This is a genomic window from Nonomuraea sp. NPDC052129 (assembly GCF_040680095.1).
Classification (GTDB): domain Bacteria; phylum Actinomycetota; class Actinomycetes; order Streptosporangiales; family Streptosporangiaceae; genus Nonomuraea.
In genome coordinates, this window is the sequence record NZ_JBFAVX010000009.1 from 135,718 (window position 1) to 160,613 (window position 24,896).

The 24,896-nt window shown below is 68.6% G+C and carries 29 protein-coding genes and 2 tRNA genes; 11 read left to right on the forward strand and 20 right to left on the reverse strand.

Going from position 1 to position 24,896, the window contains the following annotated elements:
• Positions 1 to 186 precede the first annotated feature (186 nt).
• The 6 genes from egtD to AB0L53_RS21955 all read right to left on the reverse strand — a co-directional run bounded on the left by egtD (position 187) and on the right by AB0L53_RS21955 (position 5,502).
• The gene (gene egtD / locus AB0L53_RS21930) at positions 187 to 1,155 is read right to left on the reverse strand and encodes an L-histidine N(alpha)-methyltransferase (protein ID WP_363996577.1); all 969 of its coding nucleotides are present in this window, start codon (positions 1,153 to 1,155) and stop codon (positions 187 to 189) included.
• A gap of 18 nt (positions 1,156 to 1,173) precedes the next feature.
• Positions 1,174 to 1,878, reverse strand: coding sequence for an ergothioneine biosynthesis protein EgtC (gene egtC / locus AB0L53_RS21935; protein WP_363996580.1), 705 nt, complete (start codon positions 1,876 to 1,878; stop codon positions 1,174 to 1,176).
• A 1-nt stretch (position 1,879) separates the two neighbouring features.
• Positions 1,880 to 3,172 carry an ergothioneine biosynthesis protein EgtB gene (gene egtB / locus AB0L53_RS21940; protein WP_363996583.1) on the reverse strand — a complete coding sequence of 431 codons (1,293 nt, stop codon included), beginning with the start codon at positions 3,170 to 3,172 and terminating at the stop codon, positions 1,880 to 1,882.
• Positions 3,169 to 4,374: an ergothioneine biosynthesis glutamate--cysteine ligase EgtA gene (gene egtA / locus AB0L53_RS21945; protein WP_363996586.1), complete on the reverse strand. Its 1,206-nt coding sequence runs from the start codon at positions 4,372 to 4,374 to the stop codon at positions 3,169 to 3,171. Before egtA ends, egtB begins: the two co-directional genes overlap by 4 nt.
• Positions 4,375 to 4,537: 163 nt before the next feature.
• Positions 4,538 to 4,777, reverse strand: a complete 240-nt coding sequence (locus tag AB0L53_RS21950) for a zf-HC2 domain-containing protein (protein WP_363996589.1) — start codon at positions 4,775 to 4,777, stop codon at positions 4,538 to 4,540.
• An 86-nt stretch (positions 4,778 to 4,863) separates the two neighbouring features.
• On the reverse strand, positions 4,864 to 5,502 hold the full coding sequence (locus AB0L53_RS21955) for a sigma-70 family RNA polymerase sigma factor (protein WP_363996592.1): 639 nt from the start codon (positions 5,500 to 5,502) through the stop codon (positions 4,864 to 4,866).
• A gap of 172 nt (positions 5,503 to 5,674) precedes the next feature.
• On the opposite strand from AB0L53_RS21955, the gene AB0L53_RS21960 reads away from it, so the two are divergent.
• The 3 genes from AB0L53_RS21960 to AB0L53_RS21970 all read left to right on the forward strand — a co-directional run bounded on the left by AB0L53_RS21960 (position 5,675) and on the right by AB0L53_RS21970 (position 7,533).
• Positions 5,675 to 6,256: an NUDIX domain-containing protein gene (locus AB0L53_RS21960; protein ID WP_363996595.1), complete on the forward strand. Its 582-nt coding sequence runs from the start codon at positions 5,675 to 5,677 to the stop codon at positions 6,254 to 6,256.
• 204 nt (positions 6,257 to 6,460) lie between these two features.
• On the forward strand, positions 6,461 to 6,760 hold the full coding sequence (locus AB0L53_RS21965; protein WP_363996598.1) for a hypothetical protein: 300 nt from the start codon (positions 6,461 to 6,463) through the stop codon (positions 6,758 to 6,760).
• 8 nt (positions 6,761 to 6,768) lie between these two features.
• On the forward strand, positions 6,769 to 7,533 hold the full coding sequence (locus AB0L53_RS21970) for a hypothetical protein (RefSeq protein ID WP_363996601.1): 765 nt from the start codon (positions 6,769 to 6,771) through the stop codon (positions 7,531 to 7,533).
• 108 nt (positions 7,534 to 7,641) lie between these two features.
• Here AB0L53_RS21970 and AB0L53_RS21975 read toward each other — a convergent pair.
• Positions 7,642 to 7,718: transfer RNA gene (locus AB0L53_RS21975), tRNA-Lys, on the reverse strand.
• A 31-nt stretch (positions 7,719 to 7,749) separates the two neighbouring features.
• On the opposite strand from AB0L53_RS21975, the gene AB0L53_RS21980 reads away from it, so the two are divergent.
• A complete protein-coding gene (locus AB0L53_RS21980) occupies positions 7,750 to 7,914 on the forward strand; it encodes a hypothetical protein (protein WP_363996604.1) in 165 nt (54 codons plus the stop codon).
• A 4-nt stretch (positions 7,915 to 7,918) separates the two neighbouring features.
• On the opposite strand, the gene AB0L53_RS21985 is transcribed toward AB0L53_RS21980, so the two are convergent.
• Positions 7,919 to 9,496 carry an ATP-binding protein gene (locus tag AB0L53_RS21985; RefSeq protein WP_363996607.1) on the reverse strand — a complete coding sequence of 526 codons (1,578 nt, stop codon included), beginning with the start codon at positions 9,494 to 9,496 and terminating at the stop codon, positions 7,919 to 7,921.
• 86 nt (positions 9,497 to 9,582) lie between these two features.
• Here AB0L53_RS21985 and AB0L53_RS21990 point away from each other — a divergent pair, with 86 nt between their 5' ends.
• Positions 9,583 to 9,966, forward strand: coding sequence for a hypothetical protein (locus tag AB0L53_RS21990; RefSeq protein WP_363996610.1), 384 nt, complete (start codon positions 9,583 to 9,585; stop codon positions 9,964 to 9,966).
• Here the strand turns inward: AB0L53_RS21990 and AB0L53_RS21995 are convergent.
• The 4 genes from AB0L53_RS21995 to AB0L53_RS22010 all read right to left on the reverse strand — a co-directional run bounded on the left by AB0L53_RS21995 (position 9,859) and on the right by AB0L53_RS22010 (position 11,748).
• Positions 9,859 to 10,644: a helicase-related protein gene (locus AB0L53_RS21995; RefSeq protein WP_363996613.1), complete on the reverse strand. Its 786-nt coding sequence runs from the start codon at positions 10,642 to 10,644 to the stop codon at positions 9,859 to 9,861. The two genes, AB0L53_RS21990 and AB0L53_RS21995, sit on opposite strands and share 108 nt — an antisense overlap.
• Positions 10,590 to 11,144: a DEAD/DEAH box helicase gene (locus AB0L53_RS22000; protein WP_363996616.1), complete on the reverse strand. Its 555-nt coding sequence runs from the start codon at positions 11,142 to 11,144 to the stop codon at positions 10,590 to 10,592. Before AB0L53_RS22000 ends, AB0L53_RS21995 begins: the two co-directional genes overlap by 55 nt.
• The gene (locus tag AB0L53_RS22005; protein WP_363996619.1) at positions 11,135 to 11,416 is read right to left on the reverse strand and encodes a DEAD/DEAH box helicase; all 282 of its coding nucleotides are present in this window, start codon (positions 11,414 to 11,416) and stop codon (positions 11,135 to 11,137) included. Before AB0L53_RS22005 ends, AB0L53_RS22000 begins: the two co-directional genes overlap by 10 nt.
• 86 nt (positions 11,417 to 11,502) lie before the next feature.
• Positions 11,503 to 11,748, reverse strand: coding sequence for a BREX system ATP-binding domain-containing protein (locus AB0L53_RS22010; protein WP_363996622.1), 246 nt, complete (start codon positions 11,746 to 11,748; stop codon positions 11,503 to 11,505).
• Positions 11,749 to 12,285: 537 nt separating this feature from the next.
• On the opposite strand from AB0L53_RS22010, the gene AB0L53_RS22015 reads away from it, so the two are divergent.
• Positions 12,286 to 12,474: a hypothetical protein gene (locus AB0L53_RS22015; RefSeq protein WP_363996625.1), complete on the forward strand. Its 189-nt coding sequence runs from the start codon at positions 12,286 to 12,288 to the stop codon at positions 12,472 to 12,474.
• Between the two features lie 162 nt (positions 12,475 to 12,636).
• Here the strand turns inward: AB0L53_RS22015 and AB0L53_RS22020 are convergent, their stop codons facing one another.
• The 4 genes from AB0L53_RS22020 to AB0L53_RS22035 form a co-directional block, all read right to left on the reverse strand.
• Positions 12,637 to 14,268 (reverse strand): hypothetical protein, encoded by a 1,632-nt coding sequence (locus AB0L53_RS22020; protein ID WP_363996628.1) that lies wholly within the window; start codon positions 14,266 to 14,268, stop codon positions 12,637 to 12,639.
• 157 nt (positions 14,269 to 14,425) lie between these two features.
• Positions 14,426 to 17,257, reverse strand: a complete 2,832-nt coding sequence (locus AB0L53_RS22025; protein ID WP_363996631.1) for an AAA family ATPase — start codon at positions 17,255 to 17,257, stop codon at positions 14,426 to 14,428.
• Positions 17,258 to 17,525: 268 nt separating this feature from the next.
• Positions 17,526 to 17,807, reverse strand: coding sequence for a GNAT family protein (locus AB0L53_RS22030; RefSeq protein WP_363996634.1), 282 nt, complete (start codon positions 17,805 to 17,807; stop codon positions 17,526 to 17,528).
• Positions 17,808 to 17,926: 119 nt separating this feature from the next.
• A complete protein-coding gene (locus tag AB0L53_RS22035) occupies positions 17,927 to 18,205 on the reverse strand; it encodes a hypothetical protein (RefSeq protein WP_363996637.1) in 279 nt (92 codons plus the stop codon).
• Between AB0L53_RS22035 and AB0L53_RS22040 the strand changes: the two genes are divergently transcribed.
• The gene (locus tag AB0L53_RS22040) at positions 18,198 to 18,737 is read left to right on the forward strand and encodes a hypothetical protein (RefSeq protein ID WP_363996640.1); all 540 of its coding nucleotides are present in this window, start codon (positions 18,198 to 18,200) and stop codon (positions 18,735 to 18,737) included. The genes AB0L53_RS22035 and AB0L53_RS22040 overlap by 8 nt on opposite strands.
• On the opposite strand, the gene AB0L53_RS22045 is transcribed toward AB0L53_RS22040, so the two are convergent.
• Entirely contained in the window at positions 18,732 to 19,136 is a 405-nt protein-coding gene (locus AB0L53_RS22045; protein WP_363996643.1) for a cyclic-phosphate processing receiver domain-containing protein, read from the reverse strand. The genes AB0L53_RS22040 and AB0L53_RS22045 overlap by 6 nt on opposite strands.
• Complete coding sequence (locus AB0L53_RS22050; protein WP_363996646.1) at positions 19,031 to 19,513, reverse strand: NUDIX domain-containing protein; 483 nt, start codon at positions 19,511 to 19,513, stop codon at positions 19,031 to 19,033. The genes AB0L53_RS22045 and AB0L53_RS22050 overlap by 106 nt, the downstream gene beginning before the upstream one ends.
• A 947-nt stretch (positions 19,514 to 20,460) precedes the next feature.
• Between AB0L53_RS22050 and AB0L53_RS22055 the strand changes: the two genes are divergently transcribed.
• Positions 20,461 to 20,763, forward strand: coding sequence for a hypothetical protein (locus tag AB0L53_RS22055; protein WP_363996649.1), 303 nt, complete (start codon positions 20,461 to 20,463; stop codon positions 20,761 to 20,763).
• Between the two features lie 101 nt (positions 20,764 to 20,864).
• The gene (locus tag AB0L53_RS22060) at positions 20,865 to 21,401 is read left to right on the forward strand and encodes a hypothetical protein (RefSeq protein ID WP_363996652.1); all 537 of its coding nucleotides are present in this window, start codon (positions 20,865 to 20,867) and stop codon (positions 21,399 to 21,401) included.
• Between the two features lie 306 nt (positions 21,402 to 21,707).
• Here AB0L53_RS22060 and AB0L53_RS22065 read toward each other — a convergent pair.
• A tRNA-Lys gene (locus AB0L53_RS22065) sits at positions 21,708 to 21,781 on the reverse strand.
• Between the two features lie 100 nt (positions 21,782 to 21,881).
• Here AB0L53_RS22065 and AB0L53_RS22070 point away from each other — a divergent pair.
• A complete protein-coding gene (locus AB0L53_RS22070) occupies positions 21,882 to 22,718 on the forward strand; it encodes a MoxR family ATPase (RefSeq protein WP_358178300.1) in 837 nt (278 codons plus the stop codon).
• Positions 22,715 to 24,076: a VWA domain-containing protein gene (locus AB0L53_RS22075; RefSeq protein WP_363996655.1), complete on the forward strand. Its 1,362-nt coding sequence runs from the start codon at positions 22,715 to 22,717 to the stop codon at positions 24,074 to 24,076. The genes AB0L53_RS22070 and AB0L53_RS22075 overlap by 4 nt, the downstream gene beginning before the upstream one ends.
• On the opposite strand, the gene AB0L53_RS22080 is transcribed toward AB0L53_RS22075, so the two are convergent.
• Positions 24,073 to 24,837, reverse strand: a complete 765-nt coding sequence (locus AB0L53_RS22080) for a nuclease-related domain-containing protein (RefSeq protein WP_363996658.1) — start codon at positions 24,835 to 24,837, stop codon at positions 24,073 to 24,075. The genes AB0L53_RS22075 and AB0L53_RS22080 overlap by 4 nt on opposite strands.
• Between the last annotated feature and the right edge of the window lie 59 nt (positions 24,838 to 24,896).

Here is a 24,896-nt window from a genome sequence, read left to right on the forward strand (position 1 = left end):
GGCGATTGGGAGCGCTCCCAACGATCTGCCGCCCCGGGCACACCTCGCAAGAGCGTCCCGACGCCCGAGAGCGCGGCACCTACGCCGACCTTGGCCAAGGCCGGGAACGCTGCTGAAACTTTCAGCCGGCTTCGCCGACCCAGCGTGACCACCGCGCCGCGCTCGGGCCTCGGCCAGGATCGGCGCTCAGGCCTCGGCCAGGACCAGGGTGAAGTCCCCGGCCGGGTCCGTGTAGCGACGGCGCACCTTGAACCCCGCCCCCACGAGTTCCGCCCACAGCCCCTCCGGCCGGAACTTCGCGCTGATCTCCGTCCGTACCTCCTCCCCCTCCGCGAAGTCGGTGACCAGCCCCAGCCCGCCGATCCGCACCCGCATGTCACGGCTTGCCCGTAGCCGCATCTCGATCCATTCCTGCCGCTCGTCGTACAGCGCCACGTGCTCGAACGCCTCCGGGTCGAAGTCCGCCTCCAGCTCCCGGTTGATCACCCGCAGCACGTTCCGGTTGAAGGCGGCCGTCACCCCGGCCGGGTCGTCGTAGGCCGCCACCAGCCGATCGGCGTCTTTCACCAGGTCCGCCCCCAGCAGGAACGTGTCCCCGGGCTGGAGCGTGGCCCGCAGGTCCTTCATGAACAGCTCGCGGGCGGCCGGTTCGAGGTTGCCGATCGTGCCGCCGAGGAAAGCCACCATCCGCCTTCCGGTACGCGGCAGCAGCGCCAGATGGCGCTCGAAGTCGGCGCACACCGCCTTCACCCGCAGCCCGGGGAAGCGCCCGGCCAGCCGGTGCGCCGCCTCCGTGAGGGTGACCGCGTCGACGTCCACCGGCGTGTAGACGCGCGCGGCGAGCGCCTCCAGCAGCAGGACGGTCTTCTCGCTGGTGCCCGAGCCCAGCTCGACCAGCGTGTCCGCGCCGCTGGCGGCGGCCAGGTCCGCGGCCCGCGCGCGCAGGATGGCCAGCTCGCGCCGAGTCGGGTAGTACTCGGGCAACCGGGTGATGCGGGAGAACAACTCGCTGCCCGCGGCGTCGTAGAACCACTTGGGCGGCAGCCACTTGGGCACGGCTGTCAGCCCGGCCCTGACATCGTGTTCGAGCGCCTGGCGCAGATAGTCGCGGTCAAGATAGTTGATCACCTGCACGGTCGACTGGCTGACAGGCACGATGCCTCCTGAAGTGGATTACAACGGCTGGACGCGTACGTCGTCGCGGGTGACGGTGAGCAGGCTGCGCTCGGGTACGGCCTGCCATCCGGGCAGGTCGTCGAGCGGCTCGCTGGCCACCAGCACGCCGTCGTGGAGTCGGTGATGGAAGAGGGTGTCGCCCCAGACGGTCGCGGCGATCGACGCGCCGTCGCAGGCGAGCAGGTTCAGGCGAGCGCCGGGGTCCTTCTCCCCGGCACGGACGACCACCTCGGCGAGCGCCTCGCCCAGGCCCAGCCCGGCGTGCCCGCGCTGGAACACGGCGGCGGCGACCCAGGCGGCGTCGCACGCGCTTTCGGCGCTGTCGGCCAAGTCCCTGACCGCGTCCCGCTCGACGCGCCCGTTGTGGCTGAGCAGCCACCGCCCGTCGGTGAACGGCGCGGTGGCGCTCTCCTCGATCGGCATGCCGACGGTGGCCGAGCGTACGGCCGCCAGCAGGCAGGTCGAGCGGGCGATCCGCGCGAGACCGGGCAGGTTGGCGTCGGCCCACATGGGGATGGCACGGCGATAGCGCACCGGGTCCGGACTCTGCTCATACCAGCCCATGCCGTACCCGTCGGCGTTGATCATGCCGTAACGCTGCCGCCGCGGCGCGTACGACTGCCTCAACAGGCCATGGTCCGGCTCGTTGATGAGCGCGGCGAGCGGGCGGGCGGCGCCCAGCCAGGCCGCGTGCCTGCACACGTTAGACCAGCTCCGAACGGGCGCAGCGAAAGCCGCTGAAGATCTGCCGGCGGATCGGGTAGTCCCAGTTCCTGAACGTGGTCCGCACCGCCGCCGGATCGGCCGCCCAGGAGCCGCCGCGCAGCACCCGGTACTCCTCGCCGAAGAACACCTCGCTGTACTCCTTGTACGGGAAGCTGCGGAAACCGGGGTAGGGCTGGAACCAGGAGGCGGTCCATTCCCAGACATCTCCCACCATCTGCTCGGCCCCGTAGGGGCTGGCCGCGGCCGGGTAGGCGCCCAACTGCGCGGGATGGGCGGCGCGATGCCCGAGGTTCGCCCGCTCGGCGCCTGGGGCGTCCTCACCCCAGGGATACCGGTGCGCCTTCCCCGACCGGGCGTCCCAGCCGCAGGCCTTCTCCCATTCGGCCTCGGTCGGCAGCCGCTTGCCCGCCCAGCGGGCGTAGGCGTCGGCCTCGTACCAGGACACGTGCTGGACCGGCTCGTCCATCGGAACCGGCTCGGTACGGCCGAAGCGGGTACGCCACCAGGCACCCCCGTCCCTGACCCAGAACAGCGGGGCGAAGACGCCGCTGCGCTGCCGCCACTGCCAGCCCTCCGCGGACCACCAGCGCGAGTCGTCGTAGCCGCCGTCCTCGATGAACGCCGCGTAGGCGCGATTGCCGACAGGCAGCCGGTCGATCGAGTACGCGGGCAGGTCCACCCGATGCGCCGGCCGCTCGTTGTCGTACGCCCAGGGCAGCGTGTCGGTGCCCATGAGGAACGAGCCCGCGGGCACGAAAACCTCTTCCGGGCCTTCACTCCGCCCCGGCGGAAGGTCACCGTCGCGCACCAGCCCGGGTTGCCCGGACAGTTGCAGGGTGGCGAGCATGGTCTCGTCGTGCTGATGCTCGTGCTGGATCACCAGGCCGAACACGAAGCCGTCGCGGTGCAGCGGCGCGGGCCCGTCCAGGTCGATCGCGTCGAGGACGTCGAGCACCCGCCCGCGTACGCCCTCGATGTAGCGGCGGGCCTCGGCCGGACCCAGGAAGGGCAGGCTGGGGCGATCCTTGCGCGGTGTCTTGAACGCGTCGTAGATGTCGTCGATCTCGGGCCGGAGCGGGTCGATGCCCCCGGCCTCACGCAGCACCCAGAGCTCCTCGTAGTTGCCCACGTGCGCCAGGTCCCAGACGAGCGGCGACATCAGCGGGGAGTGCTGGCGTACCAGCAGGTCGTCCTCCGCGGCCGTGTAGGTGAGTGACCGGTCGCGCACCGCGATGAGCTCGGCCGCGATACGTTCTTTGATGTCGTTCATTCCCATCCTTCGTCGCTCGGCCAGTTCGGGAGATCCAGCAGATAGGAGGCCGGTGAGCGGCCCGTGCTAACGTGCCGGTCGGCGAACGCGGCCACCTCGCCGACCAGGCCGGGACCCGCGCCGCAGCGCGGCAGCGCCTCCAGCGCGGCGCGGAAGCACTCCTCGGCGGCCCGGCGCAGGCGCGGGTCGGCCAGCCCGCACCGCGCCGCCACCTCCCAGAGCTGTCGGTACGGCTCCGCGGCGGCCATCGCGGCGTCAGCGGCGCGGTCGTCGGTGACGAGGGCATGGGTCACGGCCACACAGACCGGCCAGGTCGCCGGGTGCTGGGCGTCGAGGTAGCGGATCTCCAGCCAACCCCGGGGCCGCACCGGTGGAAACAGCGTCGTAGCGTGGTAGGCCAGGTCCTCGGCGGTGGGCCGCCGCCGGCCGTCGGCGTTCAGCCAGTCGCGGAAGCTGGAGCCGTCACGGACGGTGCGATAGCTCTGCTCGTCCTCCCGCACCAGCATGAGCCGGGCATCCAGCAGGTATTCGGCCCAGTCCGCGGCGGGATCGTCCGAGGCGGGCACGGGCGAGGTTCTGGAGCGGTCGAGGTGGTCCCAGACGGCCTGGCGACCCGACATCCAGCCGCACGGCCGGCCGTCGCGCAGCGGCGAGTTGGCGAAGGCCGCCATCAGCACGGGGCCGAGCGCGTGCGCCCGTTCCCAGCGCGCCACCGGCCGCTCGCCCAGGTCCAGGTTGACCTGGATCGACGCGGTCGAGCACATCATGAGCTGTCCGTACGGCACGCCGAGGAACTCGGCCATCGCGTCGTACCGGGGTAGACGCAACTGGCGCCGGGCCGGCCGTACAGGATCGAGACCGACCCCGGCCAGCACCAGCCCGGACGCGCGCAAGGCGGCGCGTACGGCGGCCACGTCGGCGGCCAGGCGGGCCAGCGACTCCGTCAACGGGCCCGTCGGGCCGGACAGTTCGAGCTGTCCGCCCGGTTCGAAGGTCAACCGGCTGCCACCGGGCAGCTCGGGCATGGCCCGCTCGATCCTGGCCAGCGGGACATGCCTCGTTGCCGCCGTACGGTCGAAGATCAGGAATTCCAGCTCCACGCCCACCAGGTCCGCGGCGGCGGGACAAAAGCAGCGACGCGCGAAGTCCACCACCTCCGAGGCGTCCTGCAACGGCGGACTCTCGGCTGTAAGCCCGATCATCGTTTCCCCTTCGCGTGGCGCATGGGTCTCTGATGGTCCAGCGGTCCACCGCCGGCAACGGTGGCCCCATCTACAGACCCACGAGCCGCGCGAACGTTACACACGAATCTCGGGTAAATGGATTTGGGTAATTGGATGAGCGGTCACATGGAGGGCTCGCGCCTCATGACCGCCGACGCTCGCGGAAGGCGGACATGAGCCGATTGCGCACGTCGGCGGGAAGTTTCTCCGGGGGCGGCTCGCCCAGGGCGACGATGGTCGCGCGGAACTGTTCTAAGTAGCGGCCGCACCCCTCGCAGGCGGCCAGGTGGGCGTGCACGCCCTCGCGCTCGGGCTGATCAAGGGCGTCGTCAAGGTAGGCGGTGAGGAGTTCCACCAGCTCGCCGCATGTGAAGCGCTTCACGACGTTGACCGCCCTCGTCTGCTGAATGAACCGTTTCACCTATTGTGCCGCCGCACGGAGCAGGCCGCCGCACGGACCAGAAGGAGTCAGTCCGGCTGTCTCACGAACTCGAAGTAGTCCGCCAGCCACCCGCGCACCGCGACGCGGGCGCGATGCAGCAGGACCCGCTGGTTGGCGGCGGAGATCTTCAGGATCTCGCACACCTCGTCGGAGGTGCATCCTTCCACGTCCCGCAGCGTGATCACGGTCCGCTGCCGGGGCGGCAGCTTGGCCAGTACCTCGCCGATCAGGCCGCGCACCTCCGAGGCCAACACCTCTTTCTCGGGCGTCGGCCATGCCGCGGGCGGATCCCGCCAACCGCCAGGCGGCACCGGGTCGATGCTCTGGCCCGCGATCGCGCCGCCGTCGTCCTTGACGGCGCTCCACGGCAGCGTGCGCCTCTCGCGTACGCCGCGCTTCTTCGCCGCGTTGACCAGGATGCGGAAAACCCACGTCTTGACCGACGAACGGCCCTCGAAGTCGTCGATCCCGCCGATCACCGCCAGCCAGGTGTCCTGGACGACCTCTTCCGCGGCGTGGTCGGTGGGCACGTACGACCTGGCCACCCGGAGCATGCCCCGAGACCAGGTGTCGAGCAGCGCCGCGAACATCGCCTCATCGCCCGCGCGCAGGGCCGGAACGATGACGTCATCCGAAGGCAACTCTCCGCCCGCGAAAGACCCCACGATCGCTTCCCTCCGGTCAGACGTCGGGACATCAATGACATCCAGGTCGAACCGACCCCGGCCTTTACCAGGCTAATCTCCCCCACCGACGTCCATGCGCCCGGGATGCCGGCTCATCCCCGTGCGTATGCTCAAAGGAGCGAGTCCCCGGCGAATCGGTGAGGAGCGTCCCATGAGTCGGTCGGAAAGGCTGCTCTACGCGGCGAATGGGGTTGATCTTCGCGTCGTGGACCTCGAACTGACCGACGGCGGGCACGTGGAGCAACCCTTCGTCCGTACGCCGCAGGCCGCCGGAGCGGTGGTCTTTCATGGCGGGCGCGCTCTGTTGCTGTGGCGGCACCGTCCGGTCACCGACACGTGGGGGTGGGAGATCCCGCTCGGCGAGATCGGCCCGGACGAGGACCCGGTGAGGGCCGCGGCCCGTCTCGTGGAGGAGCAGACCGGCTGGCGGCCCGGTCCCCTGATGCCGCTGATCCGGATCCGCACCGCCGAGAACGTCGCCGACAGCGACCACGTGATCTTCGTCGCCTACCAGGCCACCCCCGTCGCCGCACCGGCCAACGACCAGACTGCGCCGGTCGGCGACAAGACCGCGCCGACCGGCGACCAGGCTCACGAAAGAGAACGGGCCGAATGGCTACCGGTGCTGGGCATCCAGCGGCTGATCAGCGAACAGGCCATCACGTCCGCGACCACGGCGGCGGCCCTGCTCCATCTCCTGGCCGACCTCCTGCAAGCCCGCACGTCACATTAGACGTTGGCAGGAACGCGCCTCCGCTGATTTTCGCACCGGCCCGTCCACTCCGGTGCTCGTACAGTTCTCGACGTACGAGCACCCTCGCCTCCGTCTCACCCGCAGGACTACGCAGCCGTCAAGCCAGGAGCGCCGACTGCGCGTGGTGAATCCCCTCATCGCTCGGTACCATGTGGTACCAGGACATCGATAGGGGAGGTGCCGATGGCCACGGCAACGGGACCCGACGCTCACCCGAAAGCGAGCCGGACCACCGCACCGCTGAAGGTTGACCCCGACGTCGACCAACTGATCTCCGACGGGGCGCACTTTCTCGGGCTGACCAAGAAGGACCTGGTCGCCGAAGCGGTCCGGATATACCTCGAACTGCGGCGCGAGGAGATCCGCACGAGGATGATGGAGTCCATGCGCAAACTCGACGGCTCCAACCTCGCCCGCGTAGCCCTGCTCACCGGCCTAACCCCTGAGCAGATCAATGCGGTCGGCGGTGTCCGGGAGGACTGAACCCCACGATGCGGCGCGCCCGTTCCACCCTCCGTGCCCTCCGCGAGGACCTCCGCCTTCCAGTCCCGCCGATCGACGACCCGCTCGATGAGATTGACCATCCGGTGCTGGTCAAGGCCTCTGCCCAGTTCGCCGACGACTCCACCCCGCACGAGCGGATCCGTGCGATCACTGATCAAGTGCTCTTCAAGGTGAAGATCCAGCGTTGGCGTGCCGCCGCCTGGCTGGAGGCCGACCTGCCGTGGATCATCGCCGCCGGCACGCGCGAGGACGGCGCTGCCGATGACTTCTACACCGCCCTCGAAACGACAGCCAAAGCCGCCCGAGCCCGCTACAACGCCGAGCACGCGCAGCCGATCTCCGGGCCCACCTACGTGGGACACCTGCTGCCTGCCGACGAAGACCGCATCCGCTACCAGGCCGAGTCCGGCATCCGTGCGCTGCGCCAGCTACGCCAGACGATCAACCATCTGACGTGTGCCTCGCTCCATGACGGGCACGAACATGCCGCCGACCTGGGCACCAGCGTGATTGGCATCCAGGTGCGCGCCGACGACGGCCACGAAACCTACTGCGCGGTCCGCATCACCGGCCCTGTCCCCATCGATCTCGTAGCCCTCGTCCTGGAACTCATACCCGGCTGCGACCCCCGCAGTTGGGCACCCGAAGCTCGCATGCCAGAACGCGCCCTGATCGGCAATGAGCAGATCTGGTCCACGCTCATGGACCCACACGCCGCCGCCAAACTCCTGGAAACCCATCCAGAGCCGTAAGTCAGCTGTTTGCGGCCTGCCATACCGCCCAGTTCTCCGGCCGGAGCCGACCGCGGTCCGCCACTGGCACGCCCGATCCCTATGAGGGAAATCGGGCCTGATCAGAAGTGGTGCGCCGCCAGGGACTCGAACCCCGGACCCGCTGATCAAGAGTCAGCTGCTCTAACCAACTGAGCCAGCGGCGCTTGCAGAGCCGTACAGGCGGATGGAAGGACTGTGCATGCGCTATCGGTCGCGGACGAAGGACCGGCGCTCATCCCCGACGCGTCCGTCCCCGTCCCCGCCTGCCTGCGGTACGCGGCCCATCCGCGGGTACGGCTGGGCCTACCGCACCCGTGGGTCGGCGTCACCTGGCCTGACTCCCTGGATGTCAGCGTGTGACCCTTCATGCCCGGACGAGGGTGACGGCGTGACCGCGCGGGCTGGTGACCTTTTCGATGGCGGTGCGCTCCAGGAGGTGCGGGGCGGTGGGCCGGCGGTCGAAGACGATGAGGGTGCCGTGGCTCAGGTCGAGGTGATCGAGGTAACCGTCGAGCTGGTGCAGGCCCTCTTCGACGGGATCGGGCCGTCTGGGGTGATGGACCTTGAGTTCGATGGCCTCCCACTGCCAGCCGCGCTTGCCGTCGGCGTCTGCGTAGGGCCATTGGACGCAGATGTCCATGCGCCCACGGCCCAGGGCGTACTCACGGTCGATCACACCGCCGCCGTTGACCACCCGATGCAGCCAAGCCATGAAGATCAGGTGGCAGGCGGCCTCGTGATAGGTCTCGCGGCTTTGCAGGATCTCGCCGTTGCGCCGCCAGAAGGTGAGGAACCCCTGCAGAATCGCGGGCATGTCGAGCCGCCCGTCCGGGGTGAGGAAGGCTGAGCGGTCGAGCCGGATCTCAGCCTCGACATCCTGGCTGAGGACGCGCAAGATGACTTCCTGATAAATCGGGTTGGCGACCTGGACTGGTGGTTTCTGGGTGATGAGGCCGAGATCGCGGGCGTAGGCGAGGTCATCGTCATAGACATTCTCCCGAACTTCGCCGGTGAGGAGTGGCTCGATGATGCGCTGGACGCGGTCCTCACGTAGCTTGGCGGCCAAAGAGTCCAGGTGGACGGCGCGGGCGACGATTAGCCGCTCGACCGCCTGGTTCATGTGCTCGTCGGTGATCGACTGGCTTTCCGGGATGCGCATCTTGCGGATGATCTCGCGGGCGAGGGCGTTGACCAGCCACGGCTGCCCCTGGCTGGCGTGGAAGGCACGCTGGATCGCGTGCGCGGTGAACTCCTGGCCGGTGGCGTCGGTGTGCTGGCCGTACAGCTCGGCCACCTGCTCGAAGGTGAAGTCCGCCAGCCGCATCGACTCGGCGAGGATGTTGAACGGCGAGGGGCCGACCAGCCTTGACGGGTCGCCGCCCGAGGCTGCCTTGTAATCGCGCACGTCACGCATCCCGCACAGCGCCACACTGTGTGGGAACGGCACTGGGTAGCCGTTGTATCCCTCACGGAGCTGCCGGAGAACGCTGATCAACTCATCGCCCTGAATCGCGTCGATCTCATCCATGAGCAGCACGACCGGGCGCGGGCAGCGGCGAGCCCATGCGGAGAGCCCTCTGAGCAGTCGGTTGCCTCCAGGAGCCTCCGGCCACGGCTCCGGCGGCAAGCACTCTTGTGGCAGCCCAGAATCCTGCGCATTGGCTGCGATCACGGAGAGAATCCGCACCTCAGCCGGGGCGGCTTGATCGGGCCGGGTGGAGGCACTCTCGCACGAGAGATATACCGCCGCATACTCGCCCTCGTCCCGCAATTCGGCGGCCAGGGCCTGGAGCGAGGTCGTCTTGCCGCTCTGGCGTGGCCCGCGAATGACGAAGTATTTCTCCTCGTCGATCAGCTCCCGCGCCTCGGGGATCCGGGGAATCGGGGGCAGCATGAAGTGCTTGCCCGGCCGACACGGACCCGTCGTGTTAAAGGACTTCACTCTCTGTACAGTAACGGTTACTTACCTGTCGCGCCCATCGATATCAGTCCGCGAAACTGTCGTAGGCCGCCAGCACACTGTTGTCCATGGCACGCGGTCTGGGCATGAAGAAGGTGCGCGAGGAGCTCGGCCTCGCCGTCTGGGAAGTCGAGCTCGCGGTCGAGACCAGCCTGCTCCGCCGCCTGCCGGACCGCACATTCGACCCCGTCTCGGTCAACGCGGCGAAGGCGGACGCCGAGCGCTTCCAACGCCTGCTCGCCGCCGAGCAGGCAGCCGTCGACGCGGCCATCCGCGCCGCCACCCGGCTCTCCGACGCATCGGTGGCCGAGCTGTTCAGCCTGCCGGTCGATGTGATCCGGCAGCTACGTCCCGGTAGCGGCCGCTGGTCGGCTCAGCATGTGGCAGGTCTGCTGCGAAATCCGCCGCCCTGGCTGTCGTCGGAGAGCGCAGCCCTCGCCGAGCCGCCGTGACCAGTCAATGTACGTCACCCGCCAGGTCCGCCCGGCCAGCAGCAACAGTCGCGGGCCTTCGATCTCTTCAGTCAGCAGTGCGGGGTCGGTCCGACCGACCTCCTTGCGTCCCGACAGTACGGTGAATTCCGGGGCGGAGGTGAAGACGCCCGTCATGTCCATGGACAGACGGTGACCGAAACGGCGTTCGGCCTCGGGTCCGACGAAGAGCATGCCATCGTCGCTGTCCAGGTAACCCTGGCTGACCAGATGTCTAAGGATCGGTAGTGCCGAGGGACCGAACAGCTCAACCCCATTCCACCACTCTTGCCAGGTTCGATCACCAACGCGGTGCTCCTGAAGGCACAGGGCGAGGATCTGCTGGGCCACGATGTGCCGTGGTTCAGGCGGCGCCTTGACCGCCTCGACGAAACCTTCTCCCCAGAGCAGAAGCAACCCGGCCGCCTGCAGCAACGACTCCTCATCGAGGGCGGGGAAGAGGCAATTCCGACTGGTGCCTGGCCTACGGCCGGTGCGGCCGAGCCGCTGGAGGAACGACGCGACGCTGGCTGGCGAGTTCAGCTGGATGACCCGGTCGAGGTCGCCAACATCGATGCCCAGCTCCAAGGTAGAAGTGGCCACGATCACGCAGTCCCGGGCCTCGGCGAACGCTTGCTCGGGTTGCCGCCGCTCGTCCACCGAGAGCGACGCGTGCGACAGAACGTGGTCACGCCGCGGGCGCGTAGCGCAAAGCCGAGTTCCTCGACGAGCCGTTTGGAGTCGCAAAAGACGAGTCGCTTCTCGCCCCGGTGTAGCCCCGCGATAGCCGCGGCGGCGTTGGAGACGGAACCGACGTAGTCGAGCTGGACTTCTCCGGGGGGTATTCTCCGTACAGCTGCCGCCTTCAGATCGGGAGCGAGGATCGTTCCCGTACAGCGCCCCGCCCCTGACCCTTGAAGCCAGGCCAGCAGCTCGGGCGGGTTTCCTACGGTTGCGGAGAGGCCGATCCGCTGGATCGGCCGACCGACGATGTGCGTCAGCCGTTCCAGTACGGCCAGCAGGTGCCAGCCTCGATCGTCCCCCGCGAACGCGTGCACCTCGTCCACGACGATCGCCCGGATGTCGGCGAAGAACTGCCGGTGGTCGACGTTGACGCTGACCATCATCGCCTCCAGCGACTCGGGCGTCGTCAGCAGCACGTCGGGGGATCACGCAGGATCCGCTTGCGGCGGGGACCGGTCACGTCGCCATGCCAGAGCGCCGTGCGGCGACCGGTCCATCCCGTGTAGGCCTCCAGGCGGGGCAGCAGGTTGTTGAGCAGCGCCTTGATCGGACAGACGTAGAGGACCGACAGCCCGCGCCAGTTCTCCGATGCCATCGAGCTGAGCAGCGGAAATATCGCAGCTTCGGTCTTACCGCCCGCCGTGGGAGCGAGCAGCAGCACGTCAGAACCTGCCAGCACAGGATCCACTGCGGCTTCCTGCATTGGGCGGAGCCCAGGCCAGCCCAGGGTGTTGACGATGTGGTGTAGCACGACCGGGTGGAGATTCCCGGCGCTCAAGAGAGTTCCAGCTTGATATCGTCAACGCAGCCACCCGAGAGGGCGTCAGCGGACACGGCGTTGCGCTCGATCTCGTTGAGGTCCCCGGTTCCCACCGTGAGCTGATAGTGCACGCGGGGATCGAAGTCGGCGAACTGGTCGACCCGGTCGAGCACGTCCCCGACCAGTTTCTTCAAGAAGACGCGGGGCGCGACCCCGACCTTTCCCCCGAGGGATCCCGCGACCGCGACCCCCGGGGACATCTGGCGGGCATCGCTGGAGGCGCTGCTCGCACCGCCTTCCCCTTGACTGGGGGCGGCCCCCTCCACCCGTCAACCGCGCCTGATCGGAACCTTAAGCCCGCCACGAACCCGGACGGCAGTTACACGACCCCCGAAATCCTCCTCTGGGCCGCCAAGCTCGCCGCCCGCTCCCGCCGGGAACTGGCGGCGGGTCACCGACGCCACTGAAGTTCGGCAAGTACGGCGTGCTATTGGACGGCAACCCCGATGAACTGTCGGCGGCCTACGACGCCGACAACTTGTCCGGCTGCTGACATCAGGGAGACCCATGAACACCTTCGGGCCTTGGACAGCGCGTCGCCATCACCGTCTGATCTCCCCATCACAACAGCGGACCCGGACACCATGCCCGGGCCGCTGCGTTTCTGTAGCTCACCGCGTCGCAAAAGATCTTGGAACGAATTTCGTCAGATCTCTGCGGCAACACGCCTCTCCCTAGGTGACAGCACGCGAGTACAACAGCGGCCCCGGCCGCCCATCCCCCTATCGGAGGCAGAATTGTTCGCCCACGACCTGATGAACACGTTCATCGCGGCCGGGGCCGGAGCCATTGCCGGCCATCTGGCCGTCGCCGTAGGCCGACGTGTGATGCACTGGAGCAGAGCCGCGGCCGTCAGCCTCGCTGAGGCCACGCTCGCCCGGTTCTCCCCCGCGACTCCAGGCAGCAAGGAGCGCAACCGGCTGTGACGCCTTCCTCGTGATGCGTGGCTTGCCGCAGCAGCATGCTTCACGGCGGCCGTCGGTAGCATCGGGAGGTCCCAAACTCCACCCCCTACATCGCCGGCCGCCCCGACGGAACCGGTCGGGGCGGCGGCTCGTGGCCGTGAGGAGGCGGCGGTTACTCGAAGATCAGTCCCAGAAGACCAGTCCGATGCCTGGGATGCACTGGGGCTTCTTGGGAGCCATGAGCATGCCCTCTATGGTGATCGGGGTTTGCAGCGGTCCGCCCTGGACCTGCACGCCCTCGTAGAACTCGCTGACGACCGGCCGGAAGATGTCGCACGGGTCCTTGGGAATGTAGTCGGTCGGGATCGAGGGCGACCCTCCGCCACCGCCGCCACCGCCGCCGGATGAGCCGGTGTCGGGGCCGCCGGGAACCGGGGGGCCGGGGAACGGCAGGACCTTGTGAGGGTCGAACCAGAGGTCCGTGGACAGGACGATGCCGGTCGGGGTGATGAAGCGGCACACGCTGTCGATGTCGGTGTCCTCGCAGATCTGCGGCGCTTCGGGAGCGTTCACCCAGTCCTCGAGGGCCTGGGTATCTTCCGGGGCCGCGACCAATGGCTGCGGATTGATGGTCACGGCGCCGAAGTTCGGCCCCTTCGGGAAGAGCGTCGGCATCTTGGCCGCCAGGAAGGTCGCGAGCGCCTTGCCGATGGCCACCGCACCGAGCTCGTTCGGGTGGAAGCTCTCCTGGAACGCCTGGAACTTCAGGCCGAGTTCCTTGCGGAAGACGACGCCCTGGAAGTAGGAGTCGGGCTGGCCGAGTTCATGTCCCGCGACCACGCTGGTGCCGTTCGGGCCGGCTGTGTTGGGGTCGAAGATGTGGACTGTGGTCTGCGGATGGCCGGCCTGGAATTGTGCGACCCCGTCCCTGATAGCCTGGTTGACCTTGGTCGCGAAGGAATACATCAGGTCCATGCTCCGGCCGGTGACCGCTGGGATGCCGGCGTTGTCCGACGGCTTGACCGGGAGTGGGTAGAGCGCCACCACGATCTCAGCCTGCGGGTGGGTTTCACGGACGTTCGACAGCCCCTGGTCGATCCTGGCCTTCAGGTCGTCGACTCGCGGCTGCAGCCGGCTCACCTCGAGACCGACCGCCTTCTCCTGCTTCCGCTTCCACCCGTCCACTGAGAAGCCACTCCAGTTCGGGCGCAGCAACGCCTCGACCGCGGTGCTGACCAGGTCGGCGAAGCCGGCGTCGTTACCGCCGAGCCCGAAGTAGACGAGCTTGGCCATGGTCGGGACGTCCTCGGCCTGTGGCGGGTTGCGGACGACCGTTCCGCCCTTCTTTTCCATCTGCGGCTCATTGAGGTGTTTGATCCACGCGCCGGACGAAGCCTTGAAGAAGAGCTGATCGTGTGCGAACGACTTGGGCATCGACTCCGAGGTGAGAGTCGGCTTGTAGAACGGGTAGCGGCCCATTTCCAGGGCCGTCCAGGCCACGGAGAAGGGGGCCAGACCGGACTTGTGGGTGAAGTCCTCGGTACCATCGGACTTCGTCACGTACGTGTGGTTGTGGCTCGCGCCCTCGCCGCTGGTGTAGCTGTCGCCGTAGACCACCGCGTCGTAGGGAGCCGGTCCCGGCGGGTCGACACAGGTCGGCGGGCACGGTAGCGGGATCGGTCGCGGCGGGAGCGTCGGGAGCGGAACGCCGGGTATCGGCGTAGGCAGCAGCGTAGGCCGAGGCGGCGACGGTAGATCGGCGCTGGCCGGAGCGGCCGACAGGAGCAGCCCCAGGACGGCGAACAGCGCCGTCAATACGACGCGTGTCCGGGTACGTCTTTTGACACGGGAAGGTGGCATGAAAGAGATCCCTCGTTGATCGCGTGGCTTGCCGCAGCAGCATGCTCCACGGCGGCCGTCGCTAGCATCGGGCGGTCCCTTACTCCACCCCCTACATCGAGCCGGCGGCTGCTCAGTCGTCCCGGGCCTGCGCGTCCGCGGTCAGGTGTTGGCTGAGCGTGGCGCGCGACTGGATGCCGAGCTTCGCGAAGGTGCGGGAGAGGTGAGCCTCCACGGTCTTGGGGCTCAGGTACAGCCGCTCTGCGATCTGCTGATTCGTCAATCCGCCCACCGCGAGGTCGGCGATCTGCCGTTCCCGGGTGGTGAGCGCGGAGAGCGGACCGGCCGGTTGCCGCTGTCCCCGGGGCACTCGGGCGGCCAGCCGGCGTTCGTCGCGGGCCAACGCGGCGGACAACCAGGCCGCCCCGGCGGCGGCGTACAGGGATTTGGCCCGGCCTATCTCGTTCCGCACCTTCACCACCGAGCCCAGAGCGGCATGCAACTCGGCGGCGAGTTGCCGCGTGAGCCCCTCCTCGACCGGCGCGCCGGCGGCGGCGAAATGGTCGGCGCCCCGCGCCGCGTGAACGGCCGCTTCCTTCGATCGCCCGGAAAGCATGAGCACCTTCGCCTGCGCCCGATGCGCAAATCCCAGCTGATGGGACAGACCCGACTTCATCGCCCGGGAAAGGGCGTGTTCGGCGAGCGAGCCGGCCTCGGATTGGGCACCGGCGGTGGCTGTGGTCATCGCCTGGAGGGCCAGGCAGTACGTCCTGGTCCATTCGTCGGCCGGGTTCTCCCCGATCAACACGGCGAGAGCGCGGTCCGGCTGCCCGGCCTCGGCGTAGACCAGCGCGAGGTCGAGCTGCGCCAGCCCGGACCACCAGCCCGACCGGGGCCGGGTCCCGGAGATCCGTTCGGCCAGTTCCAGGGCGACCCGCGGTCCGTCCCGCCACAACAGCGGACGCAGCAACAGGATGCTGGACATGGCCAGGGTCTCCCGGCTGTGGATCAGCCGGGACGCCTCGCGGGCCTCCTCGGCGGCGGTCACCGCCTCGGCCAGCCGGCCCTGCCGCTCGTTCAGCGCGGACAAGACGATGAGCAGGTACGGCACGCTGTGGCTACGCCCGGCACGGTAGGCGATGTCCAGCGCGCGGCGCAGATGCCGCGACGCGTCGTCGTAGCGCCGCAGGTGGATCTCGTTCCAGGCCAGCGGCGCGACCAGCTCAATGTGCGGCGCGAGCACGTCGTCGGTCATGGCGTCCGTCAACCACGCCGCCCGGTCGGCCTCGCTTCGGCTCTGTGCCACGTCGCCGTCGCGCAGACTGGCCAGCGCGTGGATGGTGCGGGCGGCTGATTCCAGCGCCTTGTCGTCCGCGTCCCTCAGGGACTGGAGCGCGACGGCGGTCGCGAGCCGGGCTCTTCTCGGCTCTCGCCCCATCAACTCGACCGCGGCCAGCCCGACCTGGGCCAGGCTGGTCGACCGGTCGCGCGCTTGCGGCCGGGTCAGCTCGGTGGAGACGAGTGCTTTCGCCTCGTCGAAGTCGCCGAGCAGGCGATAGACCATCGAGGAGAAGCTCACCGCCGCGATCCGCAGCGGCCCTGGTGCCCGCATCACCTCCTGCAGGATCTGCCGGCTGGCCGCCAGATCGCCGGTCACCCCCAGCGCGCGGCCCAGTGCCCATTGCAGTTGGACTCGCCACGAGGCCCGGTCCGCCTCATCCGGTAACAACCGGATCGCTGTCCGCAACAGCCGGATGGCAGTGGACGGAGCGGCGTCCAGAGCCGCCGCGGCCGCCGCCTCCAGCGTCCGTACCGCCTGCAGGTCGCCGTGCTGCGCCGATCGTGCGGTGTGGTGAGCCAGCAGTTGCAGCGGGCCGCCGTTGGCGCGCAGATACTCCGCCGCCCGATCGTGTGCGCGTAATCGCCAGGCCGCGCCGGCCATCCAGTACGCCGCGGCCCGTACCAGGGGGTGACGGAAGCGGAAAGAGGCGTCGGCCTCGACCACCAGGCCAACGCCGACCAGGTGGTCGATGGCGCGATCGAGGGTGGACTCGGGCAGTTCGGTGATGGACGCGACGAGGTCCAACGAAATCGGTTCGCCGGCCACCGCCGCCGCGCAGGCCACCTGTCGGACATCCGGCGTCAGGGCGGTCAGTTCGGTGCTGAGTACGTCTAGGAGCGCCCGCTCGGGTGCGCCGGTCGCCGTGTCCCCGGCCTCCGCGAGGGCGGTGAGCGTCTCCACGCTGGCGTCGGCGAGCACCTGAAGGTAGAGCGGGTTTCCGTGGGTGGTGCGGTACAGGAGCCGGCGTCGGCCGCGGTCCGCCTCCGGCAACAGCGCCGCCACGTCGCTCTCGCCCAAGGGACCGAGACTGATGTGGACAGTCGCGTCGCCGAGCTGGGAGACGGCCCGGGCGATGCCGGCGGGCACCTGGGCCGCGCGGTACGCGGTGGCGAGCAGCAACGGCGCCCGCGGCGGGCGGCGTAGCAGATACTCGGTCAGCTCCACAGAGGACTGATCCGCCCAGTGCAGGTCGTCGAGCACGATGGCGACCGGGCCGGCGGCCCCCTGGACTTCGATGAGCCGCCGCGCTTGCTGGAAGAGCCGGTAGCGGTCGAGCCCCGCGCGCCGGGCCTCGGACGGCCCGGTGGCGTCCAGCAGCAACTCGGTCAGCGCGCGCTGCGCGTCGCGGCTTCGATCACCCTGCTGGGGTTCGAAGGCGGCGAGATAGACGCCGAACGGTACGTCACGTTCGAACTCGGTCGCTTGACCGTGATGGACGGCGAAGCCATGGGCCCGGGCCAGATCGGCCAGTTCAGTGAGTAGGCGGGTCTTTCCCATTCCCGGATCGCCACGCACCGCTACGGCCCGCAGGGCTCCGTTTGCCGCGCCCGACACGGCGCTCGCGAGGAGGCTGAGCTCAGCGTCGCGACCGATCGGCCTGCCGTTTGTCGCCCCGTTGGCCATCTCGCCCTGAACATCCAGTCCGGTGAGTGAAGATAGCAGAGACGCGCCCAGCCTAGTCGGATGATCGTCAGTTGGAAATACGTCACTGCTTCCGGCACATCAGGCAAATCCACCGACGCCAAGCCATCGAGCGCACGACCTCCCTGGCCACCTGAACCAGTCCCCGCCCGCCGACCTCCCAGAGCTGCACAGAACGGCGGGTCCGGCAGCGGCGACCATCTCGATGTACCAGGGCGGCAGGCAGCTGGTACGGGGCCACCTGGCAGCGTCAGAGCCTGAAGGAGAAGAAGGGCACCTGGCGGACGTCCCCTGCGGGCTCGTCCTCCCAATCGGGCGCCGTCACCGTCCCCGACAGCCAATCACGCCGCAGAATCGCATACCCGATCGAGTCGTGAACACTGCCATCAGGGGCCGGCCAAGCCTCCCGATAATGCGGCTCCTTCACATACCCGCACTTCCGGAACACGGCCCGCATCGCGTGGTTGTCCTGCCGTATATTCCCCTCGATCCGCGTCACCTTGGGAAACTCCTCGAACAGGTAACCCGTCAACCATTCCAGAGCCGCCTTTCCGAGCCCCCCGTCCCCGCCACACCTCTCGCACCCGTAGGTCGAACATCGGCGCCATCCGCTTCGGGCCTGCCGGCGACGACGCTGGCGGGCCCGTGCCCCTACCGCCGCGCAAGCTGACGTATGAACAGGGCTACCGCAAGTACCGCGAGCCGCTGTTGAGGTACGTCCGCCGGCAGGCCCGCGAACGCAACCTCGCGGAGAACGTGGCCGACACCGAGGGCATCGTCCACGACGCATTCGAGAAAGCGCGACCCCACTGGGACGGCATCGCCCCGCTCTGCTATCTCGCCTACCTGCGCAAGATCGCCGACCACATGCTGTCCCGGCGGGTCAGGGACGACGAGAAACGCGGCCAGGCCGACGACGACCTTGAGCACCCGAGCGGCCAAGTCGGCCGCGCTTCTGTTGCTGAGCCTGGTGGCCCTGACCGCCCTCGGCCTCGCCGCGCCACGACCCGCCATGGCGCAGGCCGGGGACTCGGGCGGGCACGAGTACCTGGGCACGTGGAACTACGACCAGCCCGACCGCGAGAGCATGCGGAACGTCGCGGTCATCAGGTGCCCCGAGCAGGGCTTGAACTGCTCTCCCAGCCCGGAGATCCAGGTTCCGCAGATCGGGACCATCGCGTTCACGAAGGCGGCCGGCGGCCGGATCGTAGGCCGGACGGACCAGGGTTGCACGTGGACGTTCGCGGTACGCGCCACCTCGCTGGAGCTGGACTCACCGGCCCAGTACTGCTTCAACCACGTCATCGGCTCGGCGTACACCATCACGAAATGGTCGGTTACCGTGTCCGGGATCGTATGCCCGACCTGGACCATCAGGCTCTGCATGGCGCCGATCCCGCCGCGCTGCGGGAGGAGGCGGCGGCCCTGGAGGAGCTCGGCGAGGCGTCCTGGCCGCTCATAAAGGCCACCATGTGAGGACGCGGACGACGGTCTCCGCGCCGCTCGGGTTGGCGCTGTGGACGAAGATCGTTCCGATCTGGAAGGGCTCCCCGTTGAAGGCCGCCTCCTCAAGGAGCGTCACGATCGGCATGATGCTGTCGTCACCGCCCAGGTCGTGGTCGAGCCAGAGTTCGTCGATAAATTCGTCGCGGTGTTCCTGGAGGAGCCGGATACCCTCCTTGCTGGTGCGGGCGACGCACGAAGCCCGAGGCAGTGGCCGCAGGTCATCAATGCCGAGAATGAGCGGCTCCGCCGTCAGAAGCCTTCGGTGGTCACCATGGGACCGCTGTTGAGGTAGTTGATCAGTGCGGTCCGTGTGGTCGACACGAATGCCTCGGGCACTTCGTCGACCGGATGCCACGCGACGTCGCCGTGTTTGTGCGGTTCGGCGTTGACGGGGTCGCCGCTCCAAGTGCTGGCGACGAAGACGACGGTGACGAAGCCGTTCGGTGCTTCGACGCCCCAGGAGCAGTGGATCAGACCGGCCACGCGGAGGTCGGCGGGGTCAACGACCAGTCCGGTCTCCTCCTTGAGTTCACGGACTGCAGTCTGGGTGACAACCTCGCCCTTACCTGCCTTGCCGACAGGGAGGTCCCAATGGTCAGGTGCGAACTTCGCCTCACGTCCTCGCCGGATGAGCAGCACCCGTTCCTGCTCCTGATCGTGGACGATGACGGCGGCGACGAGGAGGGTGTGCGCTTCGAGTGCGGGTGGCAGGGCGGTGCCGGGCGTGGGCATGGATGCGATCCTTTCATGCGGCGGTGGCCGCCTGCCGGATGCGCTGTTCCAGCAGGTCTGCTCCGGGGACGCCTCGGTGTTTGTAGACGGCGAGGGTCGGACGGAGCCTCGGTGCCGAGGTGATCGCCGATCTCGGTCAGGGTTCTCGCGGTGTGGGAGTCGACGGTTCCCAAGGCCGCTGCGGCGCTGAATGCGTCACGTCGTGTTGCTTCGTCGGCGAAGCGTCCCGACAGCGTGGGGGCGACGGTGTCGGAAAGGTAGGACGCGACAGTGGAAAGCCCGTGTCCTCCGCCGAGCCGTTCGTCGGCCGCGCCGAACGCCTTGGTGATCTGCCGGACGACAGCAACCTCACCCGCACCGACTCGGGCCAGTCCGGTGCGCGCCCGGAGGAGCCTGCTCACCGCCTCGCCGTCGTAGTCGAGAGGCATCTTTACTTGGGCGGCGGTGTAGACGGCCGTGGCGAGATAGCCCCGGTTCTCGACGTCGGTTCTGCCAAGAAGGGTCGCGGTCTCGATGGGCTCAGTACCCTCGAGTGCCGGCGGTTCATCGGCGGAGAAACCAAGTTGCTGTCGGGTCACCGGACGCCCGGCGCGGCGCGAGAGTGCTTCGACGAGGTAGCCGAGGGTGCGTTCACCCGGCTCGATGCCCGCCGCCCAGTGCGCGATGGCCGACTTGTTGGTGCGCAGCGCTTCGCCGTTCTCCGCAGCGACGCGCACGACGGCGCGAGCAACTCCCTCATAGCCCAGACCGGAAGCCGAGATCATCTCCCGCAGCCGGTCATTCGGGGAGCGCTGGCCGGGGGGCCTCGCCATCGGAACTCCCTATGGATAAACCGATTAAACGCTCTGCGACTCCATCGACCATAGCGGTCCCGTTCGTGGGATGGCCACTGTTAGCAAGACCCCCAATACAGAACGTGAGAACGCGTCCGCGGAAGGAGTCGACTGATGACCGCTCAGACCGGCTTCGACGTCGTCACGGGTGTGGAGCGAAAGCATCCGAGGGACCTCGTCCCCGAGCGGGTCGGAGAGCACCTCGTCTCCTCGAACGGAGAAACCCAGGTGTCCACTGCCATCCACGACAAGATCAGTGTCGAGCTGCCCGAGGCGTTCGACTCGCGCTGGAACCGCATCCCCGGCATCACCGTGGATGGTCACCGCGTCACCCTCGACCCCGAGGCTTACTTCGGATCGCCGCCCACGCCATGGTGGCGCGGTGGGGCGGCCGCGTACTGGTGGAGGCGCTGCTGAACACGATCGCGACAGACCCCATATCGGCGCCTGCTGGAGCGGGCGGGGTCTTGATCTTCCGGCCGCCGCCCGGCGGTCGGGACCCGAACAAGGGAGAACCCATGCACAACACGACTACCGGCGCCTCGGCGAAAGATTGGCGGGCCGCCGCTCCGCCTGGTGTGCTCCGCTACACGTTCGCGGGCGTACCCGAGCAGGTGCGTCGGGCGCGCAAGCTGGTGGAGGAGCTGTTCACCGGCACCAGCCGCGAGGACGACGCCGGTCTCGTTGTGAACGAGCTGGCCAACAACAGCGTGCTCTACACGCGTTCGGGGCGGCCGGGGGGCTGGTTCGGCGTGGAGCTGGCCTTCGGGACGCTGGCACGGGTCGGTGTCGCCGATCTGGGCGGGGCGGGGTGGCTGATCGGAGCGCCCACCCCGTGCTCTCACAAGCCCACCCTGGACGACGATCTCGTAGGCGTGGAGGATCTGGCGGGGGTCGCGCTCAGCGGGCGCGGTCTGGCGATCGTGGCGGAGTTGGCGGTGACGACGGGTGCGTGCGGGAGCGACGCGCTCGGCCATTTCGTGTGGGCTGACCTCGCCCTGCCCGACCCGATCGAGGAGGTGCCACCCGAGGCGTTGCGGCTCCTGGCGTCTTAGGGGAGGCCCAGCCTGCTGAAATCAGGCTGGCCCTCCTTGAGCGCAAGGATAGGGGCAGAACACCTTCGAGGCCCTGTCTGGCTCGTCCGAAGTTCGGGCAGTCGGGCAGGACCACGTCGTCTTCCCGGACCGGGACAGCCGGGGGCGGTGCGCTGGTTGGTGGCGGCCGCTGCGGCGGGTGGCGGGGCTGATGTGGCCGTGGACGAACCGTGAGCCAACATCGGGAACAAACTGCAGCAAACAGGGCGCCGGAAACGCGAATAGCGCACCCCTTACGATCAAGGGATGCGCTATTCGCATGTGGTGTGCGCCGCCAGGGACTCGAACCCCGGACCCGCTGATTAAGAGTCAGCTGCTCTAACCAACTGAGCTAGCGGCGCTTGCAGAGAGGAATATACCGGCACTCCGCATCCTGGTCGAATCGATATCACCCGCCTGCCAGCCGCTAGAATAAAGTTCGGCAAATAGACAGGAGCATCGATGTTCGACTCGCCCGCCGACGTGACCGAGCGGCTCGCCGCCGTTGACTATCTCTCCGACGACGCCATCTCCACCTCGGTGTTCCTCGCCGCCGCCCTCGGCAAGCCGCTGCTGGTCGAGGGCCCCGCGGGGGTGGGCAAGACGCAGCTGGCCAAGGCCGTGGCGCTGGCGACCGGCGCCCAGCTGGTCAGGTTGCAGTGCTACGAAGGGCTCGACGAGGCCAGGGCCCTGTACGAGTGGAACTACAAGAAGCAGCTCCTGCGCATCCAGGCCACCAGCGCCGACGACGACATCTTCAGCGAGGAGTTCCTGCTGGAGCGGCCGCTGCTCAAGGCGATCAGGGCCGGGGTGCCGACTGTGCTGCTCATCGACGAGACGGACAAGGCGGATGTGGAGGTCGAGGGGCTGCTGCTGGAGCTCCTGTCGGACTTCCAGGTGACGATCCCCGAGCTGGGCACGATCAGCGCGGTCCGCAAGCCGTACGTCGTGCTGACCTCGAACGCGACCCGCGAGCTGTCCGAGGCGCTCAAGCGGCGCTGCCTCTATCTGCACATCGAATACCCGACGCCCGAACGCGAGCGCGACATCGTGCTCAGCCAGGTGCCGACGATCCGCGCGGACCTGGCCGAGCAGCTGGCCAGGACGGTCGCCACGCTGCGCGCCATGGAGCTGAAGAAGGCGCCGTCGGTGGCGGAGACGGTCGACTGGGCCAACACGCTGCTCGCGCTCGGGCGCGACGAGCTGGACGAGCCGACGGTGGCCGGCACGCTGGGCGTGGTGCTCAAGCACGCCTCCGACCATGCTCGCGCGGTCAAGGAGCTCGGGCTGCCCTCATGAGTGACACCTCGCTGGTCGACAGGCATGTCGGGTTCGTGCACGCGCTGCGCGAGGCGGGGTTGCCCGTGTCGCTGGCCGAAGGGCTCGACGCGGCGCGGGCGCTGCGGGTGATCGATCTGACCGAGCGCGAGTCGCTGCGCGCCGCCTACGCGGCGACGCTGGTCAAGAAGCCGGCGTATCGGCCCGGGTTCGACATGCTGTTCGACCTGTGGTTCCCGTCCTCGACGACCGGCCTTTACCAAGTAAGCACGATAAATGAGGCCACGGCCGAGCTGAGTGACCTGCGCTCATACCTGGCCCGGCTGCTCACCGACGGCGGTGACGCCGAGATGCGGGAGTTCGCCCGGGCCATGGTGGGTCGCTTCGGCCGCCAGCCGGCCGGTCCGGGCCGCCAGAACTGGTTCTCCTACAGCGTCCTGCGCGCCCTGTCCCCCGAGACGCTGATGGCGCGGATCCTCCAGGAGGTCCTCGCGGGCCAGGAACGCGGCGGCCTGGCCGAGAGGAATGCCCGCAGGCGGGTGACCGATGGCATCAAGCGCTTCGAGGAGGCGGTCGCCACCGACGTGCGGCGCCGGATCGCCGAGGACTCCGGCGTCGAACGCATCGCCCGCTCGGCCGTACGCCCCCCGCTCGACCAGCTCGACTTCCTGCGCATCACCAAGGCGGACCTGGCCCGGCTGCGGCGCGAGGTCTACCCGCTGGCCCGGCGCCTGGCAGCCAGGCTGACGATCAAGCACAGGAAGGGCAGGCGCGGACGGCTCGACTTCCGGCGCACCATGCGGGCCTCGCTACAGAGCGGCGGCGTGCCGCTGACCACCCATTTCAAGCCGCCCCGGCCGCACAAGCCCGAGCTGGTGATCCTCTGCGACACCAGCGACTCGGTCTCGTCGTTCGCGCACTTCACACTGCTGCTCACGTACGCGCTGAGGGAGCAGTTCACCAAGGTACGGGCGTTCGGGTTCGTGGACACGGTCGACGAGATCACCCGCTTCTTCGTCCCCGGCGCGGACGTGGTGGAGGCGATGACCCGGCTGGCCAACGAGGCGGACATGGTCCGCTTCGGGCGGACGAACTACGGCCACTCCTTCGAGCGCTTCGCCGAACGCTACGGCGACGCGATCGGCCCCAAGACCTCGCTGCTGATCCTGGGCGACGCCCGCTCCAACTACCAGCCGGCCGCCGTCGACACCCTGCGCGCCCTGGCCGCGAAGGCCCGCCACGCCTACTGGCTCAACCCGGAGCCCCGGCAGCAGTGGGACACGGGTGACTCCATCGCCACCGACTACGACGCGGTCGTGCCGATGTACGAGTGCCGCAATGTCGCGCAGCTCAGCGCGTTCATCCAGGACTTGGCCTAGGCGCGCTGGAGCTCCCGGGCGGCGGTGCGGGTGAGCAGCTCGATCTGCTGCTCGTCGAGCACCTCGCCGGCGGTCGCCTTGACGCGCCGGGCCGCCAGGCTCGGCTTGAGCAGCGTGAGGCCCTCCGCCGTGACCTGGCCGCCGCGCGGCAGCAGGCCGCAGTGCACGGCGAGCAGCGGCGTGATCGTCACCGGGATGCCGGTCTCGCGGGTCAGCAGTTCGGCGAAGGCGTTGGAGGTCTCGATGAGAGACTTGGCCACCTTGGTGCCGTACTTCTCGCCGAAGAACAGCCGCCCGTTGTAGGTGGCGATCTCGGTGTCGGGGCTCCACGACTCGTTGTCGATGGCCCACAGCCCGCCGGGGCCGATCACGAGATGGTCGATGGAGGCCTGATCCCTGATGGCCCGGCCGTCCAGGACGCTGTAGCCGAGCTTGCCGAGCGAGCGGCGGAGCATCCGGCCGGTGATCACCTCACCGCGCCGCCGGCCACGCCAGACCGCGGTCGCGTGGAAGGAGCGCCAGGCGATGAACCAGTCGACGCCGGCCACGATGCCCGCGAGGGCGACGCCGTAGAAGGCGGTGAGCGCCAGGTCGAACCGGATCGCCAGGCCGATGCCGGCCACGAAGCCCACGCCCGCCTTGATCATCCTTGATCGCTTGCGGTTGTTGGCGTCCTCCCGCCAGAACTTCTCGTAGTACCACTGAGGCGAGGCCCCAGTGAACTTCTCGTCCTGCTGCACGTAGATCGAGCCACCAGGCACGGCAAACTCCCCCAATGAGTCGCTGAACCATCAGGATCTGCCACGCCGAAGATCCCTCG